Origin of the sequence: Paenibacillus gorillae, from assembly GCF_000513275.1 — a bacterium.
Taxonomy (GTDB): Bacteria; Bacillota; Bacilli; order Paenibacillales; family Paenibacillaceae; genus Pristimantibacillus; species Pristimantibacillus gorillae.
In genome coordinates this window covers 1-17,009 of the sequence record NZ_CBVJ010000056.1, presented here as the reverse complement: position 1 = coordinate 17,009, position 17,009 = coordinate 1, and the positions used below count along the sequence as shown (strand labels likewise).

Annotated in this window: 14 protein-coding genes; 9 read left to right on the top strand and 5 right to left on the bottom strand. The window is 48.1% G+C overall.

All coding sequences use genetic code 11. From position 1 onward, the window contains the following. Positions 1 to 260: 260 nt before the first annotated feature. Positions 261 to 1,877, top strand: a complete 1,617-nt coding sequence (locus tag TY10_RS10345; protein ID WP_042162965.1) for an MDR family MFS transporter — start codon at positions 261 to 263, stop codon at positions 1,875 to 1,877. A gap of 56 nt (positions 1,878 to 1,933) precedes the next feature. On the opposite strand, the gene TY10_RS10340 is transcribed toward TY10_RS10345, so the two are convergent. From TY10_RS10340 to TY10_RS10330, 3 genes are all read right to left on the bottom strand, one after another. Then, positions 1,934 to 2,401, bottom strand: a complete 468-nt coding sequence (locus TY10_RS10340; RefSeq protein ID WP_042162963.1) for a MarR family winged helix-turn-helix transcriptional regulator — start codon at positions 2,399 to 2,401, stop codon at positions 1,934 to 1,936. Between the two features lie 89 nt (positions 2,402 to 2,490). Continuing rightward, positions 2,491 to 4,143, bottom strand: a complete 1,653-nt coding sequence (locus TY10_RS10335; RefSeq protein WP_042162962.1) for an AraC family transcriptional regulator — start codon at positions 4,141 to 4,143, stop codon at positions 2,491 to 2,493. A gap of 108 nt (positions 4,144 to 4,251) precedes the next feature. Continuing rightward, the gene (locus TY10_RS10330; protein ID WP_052350469.1) at positions 4,252 to 5,235 is read right to left on the bottom strand and encodes an ABC transporter substrate-binding protein; all 984 of its coding nucleotides are present in this window, start codon (positions 5,233 to 5,235) and stop codon (positions 4,252 to 4,254) included. A 216-nt stretch (positions 5,236 to 5,451) separates the two neighbouring features. Here TY10_RS10330 and TY10_RS10325 point away from each other — a divergent pair, with 216 nt between their 5' ends. The 6 genes from TY10_RS10325 to TY10_RS10295 all read left to right on the top strand — a co-directional run bounded on the left by TY10_RS10325 (position 5,452) and on the right by TY10_RS10295 (position 12,748). After that, a complete protein-coding gene (locus TY10_RS10325; protein ID WP_042162960.1) occupies positions 5,452 to 6,369 on the top strand; it encodes an aldo/keto reductase in 918 nt (305 codons plus the stop codon). Positions 6,370 to 6,514: 145 nt separating this feature from the next. Next, the gene (locus tag TY10_RS10320) at positions 6,515 to 8,551 is read left to right on the top strand and encodes a Na+/H+ antiporter (protein WP_238327533.1); all 2,037 of its coding nucleotides are present in this window, start codon (positions 6,515 to 6,517) and stop codon (positions 8,549 to 8,551) included. 91 nt (positions 8,552 to 8,642) lie between these two features. Further along, on the top strand, positions 8,643 to 9,170 hold the full coding sequence (locus tag TY10_RS10315) for a GrpB family protein (RefSeq protein ID WP_042162957.1): 528 nt from the start codon (positions 8,643 to 8,645) through the stop codon (positions 9,168 to 9,170). Positions 9,171 to 9,395: 225 nt separating this feature from the next. Then, complete coding sequence (locus TY10_RS10310; RefSeq protein ID WP_042162956.1) at positions 9,396 to 9,914, top strand: hypothetical protein; 519 nt, start codon at positions 9,396 to 9,398, stop codon at positions 9,912 to 9,914. 19 nt (positions 9,915 to 9,933) lie between these two features. Beyond that, on the top strand, positions 9,934 to 10,359 hold the full coding sequence (locus TY10_RS28780; protein ID WP_052350468.1) for a PH domain-containing protein: 426 nt from the start codon (positions 9,934 to 9,936) through the stop codon (positions 10,357 to 10,359). Between the two features lie 1,009 nt (positions 10,360 to 11,368). Further along, complete coding sequence (locus TY10_RS10295; RefSeq protein WP_042162953.1) at positions 11,369 to 12,748, top strand: Glu/Leu/Phe/Val family dehydrogenase; 1,380 nt, start codon at positions 11,369 to 11,371, stop codon at positions 12,746 to 12,748. A gap of 111 nt (positions 12,749 to 12,859) precedes the next feature. On the opposite strand, the gene TY10_RS10290 is transcribed toward TY10_RS10295, so the two are convergent. Next, positions 12,860 to 13,918, bottom strand: a complete 1,059-nt coding sequence (locus tag TY10_RS10290; RefSeq protein ID WP_042162951.1) for an ATP synthase beta subunit C-terminal domain-containing protein — start codon at positions 13,916 to 13,918, stop codon at positions 12,860 to 12,862. A gap of 182 nt (positions 13,919 to 14,100) precedes the next feature. After that, positions 14,101 to 14,727: a TetR/AcrR family transcriptional regulator gene (locus TY10_RS10285; protein WP_042162949.1), complete on the bottom strand. Its 627-nt coding sequence runs from the start codon at positions 14,725 to 14,727 to the stop codon at positions 14,101 to 14,103. 219 nt (positions 14,728 to 14,946) lie between these two features. Between TY10_RS10285 and TY10_RS10280 the strand changes: the two genes are divergently transcribed. Together TY10_RS10280 and TY10_RS10275 are read left to right on the top strand one after the other, a co-directional pair. Next, a complete protein-coding gene (locus tag TY10_RS10280) occupies positions 14,947 to 15,705 on the top strand; it encodes an SDR family oxidoreductase (protein WP_042162948.1) in 759 nt (252 codons plus the stop codon). A gap of 251 nt (positions 15,706 to 15,956) precedes the next feature. Beyond that, positions 15,957 to 17,009 (top strand): LLM class flavin-dependent oxidoreductase (locus TY10_RS10275; protein WP_063510431.1); only part of this gene is annotated, 1,053 nt, incomplete at its 3' end.

Sequence of the window (17,009 nt, the reverse complement as noted above, 5' to 3'; positions counted from 1 at the left end):
ATCGTGAATGACCGGAATGAGATTGTCGCGTACATCAGTGACGGGGATATTATGCGTTTCATCGGGAAGCATAAGGATCTGGTCATCAACAACTTCTACTACATGGCTATTCTGAGAGGCGATTACGATAAATTCCAGTTGTTTTAGTAGTAAAGTTGTTTTATAATAAAAATATAGATTGGCAACCTATCTAATAAGGGCTGCATTAGATTTTTGCCAAAGGTACATTAATTCATCCGAAGGAAGAGGGGAAAATCATCATGGAGCATTTAACACAGAAGAAAAAAATTACGATTATGATTGCATTGATGGCAGCCATGCTCTTTGCGGCGATCAACCAGACGATCGTTAGCACGGCGATGCCGCGTATTATCGCGATTCTGGGAGGAATGGAGCTGTACTCCTGGGTTATTACCATTTATATGTTAACGTCAACGATCGCGACTGTGCTAGTTGGCAAGCTTTCGGATATTTACGGCCGGAAGCCGTTTCTATTATTCGGTATCGTCGTCTTTATGATTGGCGCGTTTATGTGCGGTACTGCAAATGATATTTATCAGTTAATCACGTACCGGGGGATTCAAGGCATCGGCGGCGGTATTCTCATGTCGGCAACCGTTACAGCAGTCGGAGATTTGTTCGCACCGCGCGAGCGGGCGAAGTGGACCGGCATTATGATGGCCGTGTTTGGCTTCTCCAGCGTACTTGGACCAACATTAGGCGGATTCATGGTTGACCATATGGATTGGAAATGGATCTTTTGGATCTTCCTGCCGCTCGGCATCGTTGCGTTGGCGATGATCTGGTCGATGTTCCCTAAAACAAAAAAAGCCGAAGCCGAATCGATCGACTTCTTGGGTATGCTTTTCCTATCCTTAGCTATTATTTCTTTATTGTTGGGTTTTTCTTGGGCGGGCAGCAAGTTCGAATGGGCGTCCTTCGAAATTATCGGTTTGCTTAGTGCATCCGTCGTATTTATCGGGATTCTCATTCTAGTGGAAAGGAAAGCGAAAAGTCCGGTACTTCCGCTCTCCATGTTCAAGAACGGAATTGTGACCGTGTCCAATTCCATCGGTTTTCTGATGAACGCCGGGATGATGGGCGCAATGATGTATTTGCCGTTTTTCGTACAGGGGGTAAAAGGCATTTCGCCTACGGCTTCCGGTTTCGTAAACATGCCGATGTCCATCGCAATGATCGTACTCAGTACGCTTGCGGGCAACTGGATATCGAAATCCGGCAAGTATAAAAGATATGCCCTCATCGGAATGCCGTTCATGGTTGCCGGCATGCTGATGATGGCTTTTATGAACAGTATCGGGGTAGCGGTAGCCAGCATGATCGTATTCGGTATCGGACTTGGCATTTCCATGCCGGTGTTCACGTTAACGGTTCAAAATGCTGTCGCTCCATCCGAGCTAGGCGTGGCGACTGCCGCTTCTACACTGTTCCGCAACTTGGGCGGTACGATTGGTATCGCGGTTCTGGGAACGATTATGAATTCAACGATGAAAGGCAAACTGGAGGATGCGGTTGCATCCGGGCAAGGTCCCGACCTGTCACAGGTTGATCCAGAGACGGCGCAGCAATTTGCCGGATTTCTCAATCCGCAGCTGCTGCTTAATCAGCCGATGCTGAAGGAGCTGCAGTCGAAGCTGCCCGATTCAATTCTTACACTGTTTAACCAGACGATCGAGCTGCTTCGCAACGTACTAAGCGACACGCTGACTGTCGTCTTCCTATCCGGCATGATACTGCTCGTCGTTGCATTTATCCTTGTGTTCTTCCTGAAGGAGATTCCGCTGCGTTCCTCGAACGCTCCGCAGGCGGAAACGGCGAATAAAGAGGAGACCGTCAAGAAACCGGCTCTTCAATAATATGTAAATCAAAAAAAGTGCGCTATTCCCGGACAATGCTCTGGATAGCGCATTTTTTATAAATCATCCTTGAAGTCTCGTTGTGCCTGATCGGTATATTGAAACACTTGATCAAGAATTTGAATCAGATTCTCGCTTTGTTCATGGCCCAGATGCTGAATTAAACCGGCAAAGTAAGATTGATAACGTTCTTTGATTTTCTGCGCGATTTCATCGCCTTTATCCGTTAGTTTTAAATAAAAAATACGGCGGTCGTTCTGATCGGCTTCCCGTTCAATATATCCTTGAGCAATTAAGCTGTTTGCCATCTGGGTTACCGTTGGGGAAGTGACCAGCAGCCTTTTGCTAATTTCGGATACGGTTGCGCCTGACTGGTTATTCCTGGCGCTGTCTATGATGCATAGAAGAACGCGAACCTCGCTCGCTTTAATGCCCCACATCGATTGCTTGCGCCATTCCGCCTTCCCGAATCGCTGGAAAGCTTCCATCATACGCGTGACAAATTCGTAATTCTGTTCCGTCATGGGAGACCTCCACGAAAGTCTTTCTATAAGTCATTATAGTGAAGAAAAAGCAAATGAGTCAAACTAGCATTCTCACGAAGTCAGCAAGATTAAGCCTGACGAAGCAGTTGAGGCAGGTAATGCAGCAGCTTTTCCGATGTGTATCCATCGCCGCTATTCCATTTGGAATCAATTAGATAGACATGCCCGTTGCGAGCAGCCGGGAGAAGGTTCCATGCCGGAGCAGCTAACAGTTCGTCCATCGCTTGACGGGAATCGGAGCGGTCTGGTACGAGCATAAATATCCGGTCTCCTGCGTACTGCTGAACCTTATGCTCGGCAATCTCTTTGTAAGCCCGGTCTGCGTCCAGCATGTCCTGCACTTTGGTAACAGGCTTGAAGCCTTGAGGATGGTAGAGACTGACGGCTAGTCCAATGCTGCCCATAACGAATAACCGCCTGCCGCGATGATAGATGAGGACAGTTGCACTCTCGCCAGGACGAATATCGTCACACAGCTCCTGCCACATCCGGTTCAAGCCGCTTTGATAGCGTTCCAGCCATTGCACCGCTTCTCGCTCACGTTTCAGCCATTTGCCTAAAGTCGACAGCCGCTCACTGAGAGGCGCCCAGCTGTTATAGGACAAGGTAGGAGCAATTGCCGACATTGCGGCATAGTCCTGTTCGCCGCTCGTACTAATAATCAGATCCGGATCAAGAGCTGAAGCTGCCTGATCGTTGAACGGGTTGCCGACATCTGGGAGAGGCGCATCCATCGCTGATATCAGCTCCTCGGATGCATCACGCAGGGAGCAGCCGACGGGAACGAGGCCAAGTGCATACATATCGCCGAGCGCTTCACCGTAAAAGATAATGCGTTCCGGGTCAGGCGGAATGCTGACCTTATGGCCTCTCCAGTCCATGACAATATCGCTTCCCTTCATGGACAAAGCATACTGCCTGGGAGCAACACCGCTTAGCTGCCGAAATCTTCGGCTATAGTAGTACTCGTCCTTGAAGCCTACCCGTTCGGCGATATCGCGAAGGGGCTCATCTGACTCGATTAGCCATTGCTTGGAGCGTTCAATGCGCAGCTCAGCCAAATAATCGAGCGGACGTTTTCCCGTTCGTTCTTTGAATAGGGACGTGTATTGCCAGGGCGGCATTTCCGCCAAGCTAGCCAGTGTTTTTACTGTAATTTGTTCCATATAACATTGATCAAGATAATGCAAAGTTTTGTCCACCATGGAGGTTTTGCCGAGAGATTGCTGCTGTAAGGGTCTGGCCATTAACAAAAGAAACAGCTGTTGAAAGTAAAGCTGCTGCTGAAGAGTTCCGTAGCCATCGGCTTGCAGATTGGTGCCTTTAAGCTTAAGGAGCAGCTCTTGCAGCTGCGGGACGGAAGGAGCGGGCAGCTCGATCAAATCCTTCATCAATGGGTCGGAATAGGGAACGGCCGCTTTACCGCCAGTCCGCTTATAAGCTTCAAAATAAAGGCAGCTGTAACGTATACTCTGGCTGTCTCCGTTATCGAATTGAAAGGAAGCCTCTGGGGGAAGCAAGAAACAGCTGTCTTGCCCGAAGGTATAGTAAAGATGGTTTAGATAAATCGTACCTTCACCTTGTTCGATAATAAGCAGGCAATGGGTCTCCGTTATTTGTTCTTCACTTGTAATGCCAGGCGGGATCGTGAAGGAATCCATATGGGACAAATACAGCATGAGGCTGCGGAATAGGTCAGAGTGAGCAGTGTTGGAGGGCATCATCATTCCTCTTTTCTTACAAATGATAATTGAGAATAGTTATCATTCATTATAGAGAAATAAATACGGTCTTTCAACCGGAGTTGAAAGACCGCTGTCTTAAATCTATTATTTGAGCAATTGCTTGGGTAGCTCTTGCGTCAGCCATTCTCTGGACTTCGCATCGCTTGTCGCTTTCATAATATCGAATTCATACACCTTGCCAGCTTGAACGGCCGGAAGCTTCTTCCAGATTGCGCTATTCATTAATTCATTGGACTCGTTTCGAGCATCAGCGGCCACTGGTGTCAGGATGAACAACCGATCTCCGGCAATATCCGGAAGAACCTCATTCGAAATTTCTACGAAGCCTTGACCTTCCTCGATCATTTTGGCTACTTGGGGAAGGGGCTTAAAGCCGTTTTTCTCATAAATAAATTGCGGAAGGCCGGCTCCGGCCATAACAAACAATCTTTTCCCCGGATACATCGTCAGGACGGTAGCGGTTTCTCCTTCTTTCAGGCCGTTCTCACGGAGCTTTTTCCACATGTCATCCGTTGCAGTATGGTGAGCGGTAATCCAGTCCTCCGCTTCCTGCTTTTTGTTCAACAGATCTCCCAATGTACGCATACGGTCATCCAGCGAAGCAAATGAATCGAAAGTGACGGTTGGCGCTACTTTTGATAGACTCTCGTATTGAGCTTCGTCCGCATTGGCGAAAATAATTAAATCCGGATTAAGTGACATTGCTTTTTCCGGCTCGATTGGAAAACCTACGTCAACCGCATCCGGGATAAGGTCCTCGTACACTGCGCCGGTTATGTCTGTCGTTCCGACCGGTAAAACGCCGAGTGCTATGAGATCGCCCGTCGTCTCCCCGTGGTAAATGACACGCTGCGGATTCGTTGGAACCTGCACGGTATGGCCAGTCCAGTCCGTAAAATCACGGGTAGCTGATTCATTTTGCGGAACAGTTGTTTCCGCGGCCGGCGAAGCTGTAGCAGACGGAGCAGGAGCCGTGGTATTCGTTTTGTCTGTACCGCAGCCGAGCAGCAAGGTGCCGGCAAAAGCAAAAGTAGCAAGCAGGGTAACAATTGTTTTCGTTCTTTTCAAGGTAATTCCCTCCAACAGGTTGTATACTGAATTTTAAGATAATGATAATCATTATCGATATATGTCATCATAATAGAATGTCATTCTCAGCTCAATGGATAAATTTAAAGCGTCCCTTTTATTTTGTACAAAATGCACGAAGGGCGGGCTCGTTCTTATTCACTATCCTATAGTATAATAAATCCATTACATAGGATGATTGGAGTGGTAACCGCAATGAAACGCAATCGGCTTGGCTCTTCGGAGCTGTATGTTGGAGAAATCGGACTTGGCTGCATGTCGCTAGGCACAGATAAGCGGAAGGCAATTGCCCTTATACATGAAGGATTGGAGCGGGGCGTCAATTTTTTGGATACCGCCGATCTGTACGAAGACGGGTTAAACGAAGAGATCGTTGGTGAAGCGGTTCGCAGCAGCGGCCGCAACCGTGATGAAATAGTTATCGCTACCAAGGTGGGCAATCGTCGTATTCCAGGCCAGGAAGGGTGGGTGTGGGATCCCTCCAAAGCTTACATATTATCCTCGGTAAAAGGCAGCCTTAAGCGGCTTGGTGTCGAATATATCGATCTGTATCAGCTGCACGGCGGGACGCTTGAAGATCCTATTGATGAGACAATCGAAGCCTTTGAGCAGCTCAAGCAAGAAGGCCTCATCCGTGAATATGGCATATCGTCGATCCGTCCCAACGTGATTCGCGAATATGCCGCTCGCTCCAGTATCGTAAGCGTGATGAGTCAATACAGCCTGCTGGACCGCAGACCGGAAGAGACCGTCCTGCCTCTTTTGGAGGATAAGGGTATTGGCCTGATTGCTCGCGGACCGGTGGCCAAGGGCATTTTATCACCAAATGGACGTGCTCGTGCGGAACAAGGGTATTTGGATTATTCTGCAAAAGAGCTGTCTGCGCTTCATAATGAGCTTGCGCAGCTAGCGAAGGAGGGGCAAAGCTTGAGCCAGCTGGCGATCCGCTATTCGCTATCTCATTCATCTGTAGCAGTAGCCATTCCTGGTGCCAGCTCGCTGGAACAACTGCTGCATAACATCGAAGCCAGCGAAGGAGCGCCATTGACAGAAGAGGAGCTTGCCCGTTTGCGCCGTTTAACTCGAGCCAATGTCTATGAGCAGCACCGGTAGAATGAGGAAGATGGAAGCCGATGGCGATGCGTCATCGGCTTTTGCATCCAACCCGCTGCCGGGAATGATTGCCGATCCATTGGTATAAAATAAGCCGGATGAACGTCCGGCAACAACAAGAGAGAGGAGAGGGAATGACGTGGAAATGATGCTCGCTATTCTGGGAATCATTACTCTTATCGCAGTATCACATGTTTTGAACCGCATTGTGCCGTTCATTCCCGTTCCGATTATTCAGATCGTATTAGGCATTCTGCTAGCTTTTTTGCCGACAGAGATGCATATTCCGCTTGATCCGGAGCTGTTCATGGTGCTCTTTATCGCGCCATTGTTATTTAATGACGGGAAGGTAACGCCTCGGGAGGAGCTATGGAAGCTGCGAGCTCCCATATTGCTGCTGGCGGTAGGCTTGGTATTCGTAACTGTACTTATCGGAGGCTACACGATTAACGCCTGGATTCCGACCATACCGCTGGCTGCTGCATTCGGGCTTGCTGCTATTCTGTCACCGACGGATGCCGTCGCTGTATCTTCCATCTCAGCAAGAGTTCATTTGCCGAAAAAAATTCACCGCCTGTTAGAGGGCGAAGCGCTAATGAATGATGCATCGGGACTTGTTGCCTTCAAGTTTGCGATCGCAGCGACAGTGACTGGCGCGTTCTCAATCTGGCAAGCATCCTTCAGCTTCGTCGTTATTGCGGTAGGCGGACTTCTATTCGGTGCGTTCCTCGGACTCGTCATCATTTGGATTCGGGCCATGCTTCGCCGCTTTGGCATGGAGGATGTGACGGTACATATGATGCTCGTCATCGTTACGCCTTTCCTGATCTATATTTTAGCCGAGGAGCTGGGGCTCTCCGGGATTTTGGCTGCTGTTGCAGGAGGCGTTATTCACGCTGTTGAACGGGATAAGATTCATCATGAAGAAGTGGAATTGCGGGTTGTATCGGACAGTACATGGTCCGTCATTTTATTTGTTTTAAACGGCTTTGTGTTTGTACTGCTTGGCTTACAAATCCCGGAAGTAATGACAGCGATCTTCGAGGATCAAGCACATAACAACTTACAGGTCGTAGGTTACGTGTTTCTGCTCTATGCGCTTTTAATAGTCATTCGCTGTGTCTGGCTGTTCTTGTCCAATCGCTTCGCCAACGTCTTCTTCAGAGGACAGGACATCGAGCAGGAGCGCACCTCGTGGCTTTCCATTCTGCTGCTGTCGGTATCCGGCGTTCGGGGAACGCTTACTTTGGCGGGGGCGTTCTCCATCCCGTTGTTCCTGGATAATGGACAAATATTTCCGGAGCGGGATTTAATTATTTTTCTTGCAGCAGGTGTCATCCTGCTCTCTTTAATTGCGGCAAGCATTGCATTACCGCTGCTTACTTCGAATGCGGAGCAGCTGGAAGAGGCGGGAAGCGATCCATCCAAGGAGGCGCTGAAGAAGTCCATCAAAGCAGCAATTGCTGCTGCTCAGCATGCTCGTACCGATGAAAATGACCATGCAGCAGCAGCCGTTATTTCCGCCTATAATCAAAAACTTGCTTCATTGAAATATGCTTACGGTCCGGCAGATAATCAGTTGCAGATGCGTGAGGACGAGCTGGAGCTGCGCCGTCTGGCGATCGAAGCCGAAAGGAAGCACTTGAACAAGCTTGTTGAGGAAGGCGAGGTGAAGCCGGAAGAGTCAAAGCGGATACAGACTTTCCTCTCAGGGGTAGAACTGGTGCTGACGAATCGCTGGCGAATGTTCTGGATGCTGTTGAAGGGCTTGCTGCGTAAGCTGGCTGGAACGGCAAATCCGGATAAAAAGTTTCGTGATCACGCCTTATCTCCTGAAGAAAGACTGCGGCTCCGTCAAATTCGGATTCGCACTTCGGAGGCAGCGATTGAGGCATTGAAACAAGTCATTATGGAGGGCAATAAAACTGCGGCTTACAAAGTGATTGCCGGCTACAACCGGAGGCTGACCGAGCTTCGGAGGCAGCAGTCAGCCGATGAGGGCAATGAGCAGTTTGAGGAGCAAAAGAAAGAGCTGCAGCTCGCTTGTATTCAAGCGGAGCGCAATCAGCTGCAATGCTTGTATGAGCAGTCTGAGCTGTCGCGCAAGCAATTGAACAAGCTGCAAATGATGGTCAGCTATCGCGAAGCAGACATTATTGAAGAGAACGCGGAAGAGGCTTAGACTAAGGGAATAGGGCATGTGACAGGGCAGCGGGCAGAGTTCGCTGTTCTGTTGCTATTGACGAATAATGAAAGCGATAACAGGAGGTTTTATGCGAAAAGTTGAGGTCACTCCCTATCAGAAACTATGGGAAGAGAGATTTAAGGAGACAGCGGTTAAATTGCAAGCTGTGCTCGGTGACGAGATTATTGAAATCCATCATATCGGCAGTACATCGGTGCCGGGATTGGCTGCCAAGCCTATTATCGACGTGTTGCCCGTCGTGAAGGATATCAAGAGAATTGACGAGTATGAGGCGATTATGAGGGAAGAAGGCTATGTACCGAAAGGCGAGAACGGCATTTCCGGCCGGCGTTATTTTGCCAAGGGCGGCGATAGCCGCACACATCATATTCATATTTATGAACAAGGCCATGACCAGATTGCCCGGCATCTTGCTTTTCGCAATTATTTACGCTGTCATACAGAAGCGGCTCATACATACGGTCAGTTGAAAATTGATCTTGCTTCACAGTTCCCTCTCGACATCGACGCATATATTAAAGGAAAAGAAGGTCTTGCGAGTGAGATCGATCGGCTGGCGCTGGAATGGCATCGCCTGCAGCTCTCTGAGGATTGATTCTGTAATATTACATTTTCCATATATGAGATAGATTGGTATACTAGTGTAGTAGAACTAGCGATGAGGGCGAGGGGCGGGTTTCGTATAGTGGCGGTTGATCTTGATTTTTTTTGTCCGCCATTGTGAAGAGAAAATGGTTGAAAACGGTATTTGGTGCAGAGACATGATTCAATTAAGGTTGGATCTATAAGGGTTCGGCTATGCAGGAAGAGGGGGTTGTCTGTGAGAAGGAAACCGATTGTTTATGCTTTGGGGTTTATTGTGCTTCTCGTGGCAGTCCTTTTTCTAACGCTGTATCCTTTTGGAGAAACGAAAGCGACGAAAGAGAATGTCCAAAGCTTAAACGATCAGCTTTTTGCAGCGAATATTCGATTGGGCATGGGTGAAAAGGAGCTTTTACAGCAGTATGGTGAAGGCATGTATCAGGAAGGGTTCGGCGGCTACTATAGAAACTATGTTTCTCTTAAGCTTCAAGTCGGAATTGCAGGTGACTCTGATCATGATCTTTTCGGCCGAGTCAGCTATTTGGAGTTTTCGAACCCATCCTATTCCATCTATGGAATTCATCCAGGGGTGACTATGGAGCTGTCCCGTGAAATTTTACGAGAACGGGGATTTAAGTTGTTGACCGAAGAAATCTACCATTCAGGAGAAATCTCAGTTTCGCTCCATGGTGAGGAAGAAGTGGAGTCCGTGCAGTTGTGGTTTGACGATAAGGATCTTCGAGATCGCCAATATTAAATATAGATGAGGTGATGGCGTGAAGTTTGTCCCGCGGCGTGACTTATGGCTTACTATAGTAATCTGGGCAAGTGCGATCATCCTTCTGGTGAGCGGTTTAACCCCGTTGTTTGTGACAGGAACAGGCTTAGTTGGAGGCACGATTATATTTCTGGTTTGTTTTTCGCTCTCTTTTATTGTGTTGTGGGTCTGGTACAAGATCTATTATGTTTTGGACGACAGCGGATTATTTATCCGAAACGCACCCTTTAGCAGAAAGATAGCGTATGACAATATTGTTAATGTAAAGCCGGTTAAATCCTGGTTATCCAGTGCGGCAACATCGAGCCGGAGGCTTGAGATATATTACGGCAATTACGATACGATTCATATTTCGCCGCTTGAAGAGGAACGCTTTATGAATGAGCTGCAGCAGAGATGTCCGCAATTAAGATTAAGCAGATGAGATGGACGGAGCAAGCAGGCTGATACTTATGAGCGGTTTGGCAGCGGGGACAGTGTCCGTCTAAATTGGATTAGTGAAGCAGGTTCGTTAAATAAAGAAGCGGGCTTCGTTAAATGTAGAGGCGAGAGGGCAGACGGCTGGATTAGAGAAGCAGGTTCGTTAAATAAAGAAGCGAGCTTCGTTAAATGTAGAGGCGAGAGGGCAGAGGGCTGGATTAGCGAAGCAGGTTTGTTAAATAAAGAAGCGAGCTTCGTTAATTGTAGAGCAGAGAGGGCAGAGGGCTGGATTAGCGAAGCAGGTTCGTTAAATAAAGAAGCGGGCTTCGCTAAATGTATAGGCGAGAGGGCAGACGGCTGGATTAGCGAAGCAAAATTCGTAAGTGGTGAACGCAGGTTCATGAACAGCGAAATTTAGTTCGCTAATGGAAAAAGTCCGTTAGTGGCAGGCGCGTGTAGCGAAAGTTGGTTCCTTAAATAGCGAAGCGGCTTCGTAAAAATGCCTGCTAGATGGGGCTAAGTCACAAAGGGCGTGCAGTATAACAAAGGGCAATGAGTTAGCTTGACGGGATGCACAGCGTACAAGCATATAAAGCATACAATCAACGCAAAAATGCAAGAACGTAATAACATAATAACGTAAGAGTACAAGAACGTAAGAACACAAGAACACAAGAACACAAGAACACAAGAACACAAGAACACAAGAACACAAGAACACAAGAACACAAGAACACAAGAACACAAGAACACAAGAACGCAAGAACGCAAGAACGCAAGAACGCAAGAACGCAAGAACACAAGAACGCTAAGAGAACGCAGTGTAAAAAAGTTTAAGGGGCTCAAAAAGCCCAAAAAGCCTACAAAATCCAAAAAGCCTACAAGTGTAAAAAGGACTCTCGCGGCCCTCATTTATTTGACTATTCAGTTATTTTATGTTGAACTGGTACTATCATCCAAAGATGATGCCACTCTTTTTTTGCGCCATAATGACTAACGATGAGGTGACAGACATGACCAAGCAAACATCCCATATTATTGAGAGCTCCTTGCTGGATCTGCTGGAGGAGGAGCATTTTCTGCCTGATTTGCAGGAAGAGAAACGTGTGAAAGCTTTCAGTTCTTTGAAGGCGATTCTATCAACCCCAAATAAAATGCAAAAGTCATTTTTGAGAGTTGCGCTTGAAAGTGGAGAAGTTGTACGTATCCCGGCTTACCGGACGCAGCATAATGACACACTTGGCCCCTATAAAGGCGGTATACGTTTCCATGAGTCGGTGAACGAGGATGAAGTGATTAACCTCGCGGCACTGATGACACTCAAAAATGCGCTGCACGAGGTGCCATTTGGCGGCGGAAAAGGCGGCGTTGCAATCAATCCCCGTCAGTACACGACGAAAGAGCTATATCAAATTTGCAAAAAATACGTTCAGTATTTTAGTGATATTTTAGGGCCGGACAAGGATATTCCAGCGCCTGATGTTGGTACGGGACAAAGGGAAATGGACTGGATGATGAGCGAGTATAAAAGTATTCATCCCGGCCAGCCTTATCTCGGCAGCTTTACGGGCAAAAGCGTACTGAATGGCGGCTCTCTCGGCCGTCAGGAAGCAACGGGGAAGGGCGTCTATTTCTCGCTGCGCTACTTGCTGCATGATTATATTCGGGAGAGTCATCAGTTGAATGCGGAATCCCGCTATTTCAATAGAGCCCAGCAGCTGGCGGCAGCAACGCAGCCGCTTAGAATTGCCATTCAAGGCTTTGGCAACGTAGGTTCTGTTGCAGCACTCGAAGCTTACCAGTGCAGCTTTATGAACAATAAAATCGTTGCCGTCAGCGATCGCAACGTTACGCTATACCAGGCGGACGGCTTGAATATACCAGCGCTTATCCATTTTGCCAAGGGTAATAAGGGCGATCTTCCGCGCAACCCAGAGGAGCTTGCAGCAGCAGGAATCGACGCAATGGTCATGGAGCGGGAAGCGGTTCTTTATCTGGATCTTGACGTACTTATTCTAGCGGCGCTGGAAGATCAGATTCGAGACGACAATGTCGGACAAGTGAAGGCGAAGCTAATCGTCGAAGGTGCAAACGCACCGATTACGGGCGAAGCCGATGCTATTTTGTCGCAGATGGGAACAATCGTTATTCCTGATATTTTAGCGAATGCAGGCGGGGTTATCGTCTCCTACTTCGAGTGGCTGCAAGGCCGCGAGACGTTGTTCTATGGTGAGGACGAGGTGTTCGAGCTGCTGCTGAACAAGATGAAGAAGACGATGAACACAGTGTTTCCTGCATTTTTCCGGACGCAAAAGCCGCTTCGTCAAATTTGCTATAGCCATGCTGTGATGAAATTGTCGACGAATTTATACATTCAAGGGAAGCTTTATTGATCTTGTATACCTCGTATTGACCGATTGGAAAAGAGTTCAATCATGAAGTAGAGGCTGTCATGACGATTGATTCACGGCAGCCTTTCTTATACGCTCAGATAGCTGGCTGCATTACGTCCGAGCGGCTAGTCTCCCTTTGAAAAACAGCTCGGAAGGATCGGTACTGTCCATCTCGCCATCTAAAATCCGTTTCACATCTTCGAGCGTTTCATATAGGGTCAGCCACTCGCCTGAAATGTTAGTATACGGTTCTGAGACATAAAAAGGCTGTGCGAGATAAGCTTCGAGCCTTTCTCCCTTTTTATACAGCTGCAGATCCGGGTCAGATATTTTGTCAAAACCTTGCGTGGTTACGAGTGACCGCAGCTCTCGGTAACGGCGAAGCAGCTTCCGTGCACGTTGTTGTGCAGCAAGATGAACAGCGTCCAGATAGGGGCCTTCCAGAACAGTAGAGATGGATGCGAGCGGATCGATTGCCGGGTAAATGCTGCGGCTTATCAAGTCGGCGTCAAATTTCCAGAGCGCGTCGAGGGGGCCGTAGGCACCGTCTTCGTCAACAACCTCACCCTTTGTATCAACAAGCGCTATCGTAATCGGCCGGGCTCCAACTTCTTTTAAATTCTCGCGCAACGACAGCAATTCACCTGATAATACTTTGCTGCGGTCAACTCCGATAAGAATATCTTTTTCTTCTCGAAGCTCCACAATTTTTAGATGGATTTCTTCTTGTGACGAGCAGATAAATTCTGATTGTGACTGAACAAGATCAATGCCGGGAGCATCAGAGTGCGGAACCCAAAAGACAGTAGCAAATCCCCGTTTCTTCATTCGCAGCATCAGCTCAGCCAACAACACCAACTGCCCCATGTTTGGCCGGGCAACAAATCCAACCGTCCCCCCGCGTACAACCGGAGCAAATAAATCCAACGCTTTAATGCCTGTTTCAATCATTCGCAATCCACTCCCTCTAATAATGAGTTCGTCAAGACTACATCCTGCCAAAGAAGCAAGGGCAACTAAAGTTTTTACTTCGGCGCGACCAACTGGTATTTTTCCTGTACATAGATTTGAGACAGTCGCTGCTCTCAGACCGGCTTCCTTTGCCGCCGTGGTTAGATTAGGTACACGGCGCCGCAGCAGCGGGACATTAAGCTGTAATTCCTCATCCATTTTCCAACACCTCCTTACTCTATATAGTAATTTAAATTACTCTAAGGAGCAATCAGTTTTTTGGAAAAGATAAACAACCAGGATATTGAGTCGAGTCGGCTTAAAGTTCATTCCATTTCATTCGGACAAAAATAAGCCCGCCTATACGAAATGGCCGGCTTTCTTTTGTAAATCGTTCCTTGCTATTTGCCGCTGCCGGCAGGCCCGCGTTTGGCTACTACTGTAGTTGGCCGCACTCTCAGAAACAGCACAAGCTGTTCAGCCATGTAGGCCGGAGTCTGCTTGAAGCCTTCCTGTATCCAGTGGAAGGTTAAGCCCAGCAAGGCATGCATCTGATACACGACAAGCAGCTCATGGTCGAGCATGCGGTTGTCGATTTCATGAAGCTGCGGGATAAGATCCTCGATGCTCGTTTGTTTGAGCGCGTGGAACATTTTTTCCCGGAAGCCGGGCATGACCTTCTGATCGACCATCAGGGCATAAAGCTCGGCATTGGCATAGATATGGTCAAACAAAGTGACGGCCGATGCGGGGAATCGCTCCAGCTCGAAGGAGTCGATTTGTTCGTAGGGCTTTCGAAAGCTCTCGATGAGGCCGCTTAGCAAATCGTTGATTATATCCTCAAGCAGCGCTTCTTTATGTTCATAATGAGCATAAAAGGTGCCGCGGTTGAAGTCTGCATGCTTCACAATTTCCGTCGTCGAAATCGAGGCAAAATCCTTTTGCCGCATTAGTTCCAATAAGGATTGCTTAAGAGCCGCTTTGCTGCGCAATATTCGTTTATCCGGTTTATGGGACGCTTCCGTCATCTTTCCATTCCTTCCATCACTACTTTTCGTACACTTACATCGATATTGTTCATTATAGTACAGTAAGCGCTTTTTTGCTGATTGTTCCGGTTTTGGGGAGCAATTATAATGAAGAGGAACAAACAATTGTACTTTAATGTACAGTTGTTGATTTTTTATAAGTATAGCATGATAAGCAGACTGAATAGCAATAAAACCATAAACCGGGAGGCTGGACAAATGAGACTGGAATCCAAAGTAGCGGTAGTTACAGGCGCAGGATCGGGCATGGGCAGGGAAATCGCATTGTTGTTTGCAAAAGAAGGCGCAAAGGTCGTCGTATCCGACTTGAACGAGCAGTCGGCGCAAGCGACTGTAGCCCAGATTACGGAGAACAAAGGGGATGCCATCGCTGTCATATCCAACGTGGCGGTCGAAGCTGACGTTCAGAAAATGATTGATACAGCCGTAGAGAAATACGGTACTGTCGATATATTGATCAATAATGCAGGCATTATGGACGGAATGGTTCCGGTTCATGAGCTGACCGATGAGCAGTGGGAGCGTGTTATCGCTGTTAATACGACAGGACCGATGCGGGCAATCCGCAAGACGCTGCCGATTTTTATGGAAAAAGGCAGGGGAACTATCGTAAATATCGCATCGGTTGGCGGCTTGTTTGGCGCTCGTGCCGGTGCGGCATACACGACTGCCAAGCATGGTGTTGTGGGTCTGACGAAAAACGTCGGCTACCAGTACGCAAAGCTGGGCATTCGTTGCAATGCGATTGCTCCTGGCGGCGTCAATACGAATATCGGAATGGGCAGCTCAGTGCCTAATGAGTTTGGATTGGACAAGTCCATGGCTGGTATGGGAGTTATGCCAAGAATGGGCGAGCCTTCTGAAATTGCAAAAGTTGCGCTGTTCCTGGCATCTGAGGAATCAAGCTTTGTCAACGGCACAGTCGTTACAGCTGATGCAGGCTGGACATCATACTAATTGATGTGGAAAAGAATAAAGAGATTAAATGAGGCTGGCCGGGCATTCCGGCCGGCCTTTTTTTATACAATAATTTAGAGAGGTCTAAATTCCTGCTGTTGCTGCCGCTGTAATCATCGCTTGCTATCGACATTGACATCCTGTAATTACTTTATTATAATCACTTACAATTAGTAACTGATATTCATTCTCGTGAATAGATGCATAATATAAGCTGTAAACGGCAACAGGAAGGAAGTCACCACGTGAACATGAATAATGAAACCGGAAAACCGGATAAAGAAACAATTAAGCAAGCAAGTACTAGTACAGAGGAGAGTACACCTTTCGAATTTGGAATTTATACGCTGGGCGATTTATCACCGAACCCGCTGACGGGGCAGACCGCAACTGCAAAGCAGCGGATTCGCGAAGTCATCGATGCGGCTGTCTTAGCTGATGAGGCAGGAATTGATGTGTTTGGCGTAGGAGAGCATCACCGGCTGGACTTTGCGCTGTCTTCGCCTCCTGTACTGCTCGCAGCGATAGCGCAAGCGACGAAACGGATCCGGCTGACGAGTGCGACTACTATACTTGGAACTGCGGATCCGGTAAGAGTGTTTGAGGATTTTGCGACGCTGGATTTGATATCGGATGGCCGGGCAGAGATGATCGCTGGCCGCGGTGCCTACATCGAGTCTTTTCCGTTGTTTGGTTATGAGCTGGACAGCTACGCCCAATTGTTTTTGGAGAAAATTCAATTGTTTCTGGAGCTTAATGACAAGGAACGCATGACATGGAATGGTCAATTCCGCACCCCGTTGAATGATGCGGAAATTGCTCCTAGACCGGTACAGCCGAAGCTGCCTGTATGGATTGGCGTTGGCGGTACACCAGCAAGCGCAGCGCTCGCAGGACGGCTGGGAACCGGGATGGCACTTGCTATATTGGGCGGCAATCCGGCGAACTTCCAGCAGCTTGTTGAGGTTTACCGGCAAGCGGGCTTGGAAGCTGGTCATCAGCCTGACGAATTACAGGTTGGCATTACCGGACATTGCTATATTGCCGAGGATTCGAAGCAGGCCAGAAATGAATTTTATCCGCACTACTCCTATTATTTTTCACAATTTATGAATAACCCGAAGCCAAGCAGAGAACAATTCGAGCAGATGACGGGCCCGCAAACGGCTCTTGCAGTCGGCAGTCCGGATGAGATTGTGGAGAAAATATTGATGCAGCATGAGTTGTTTGGTCATCGCCGGTTTATGGCGCAATTCGATATTGGCGGCGTCCCTTATGCGAAGATTGCATCCGCAATCGAGCTG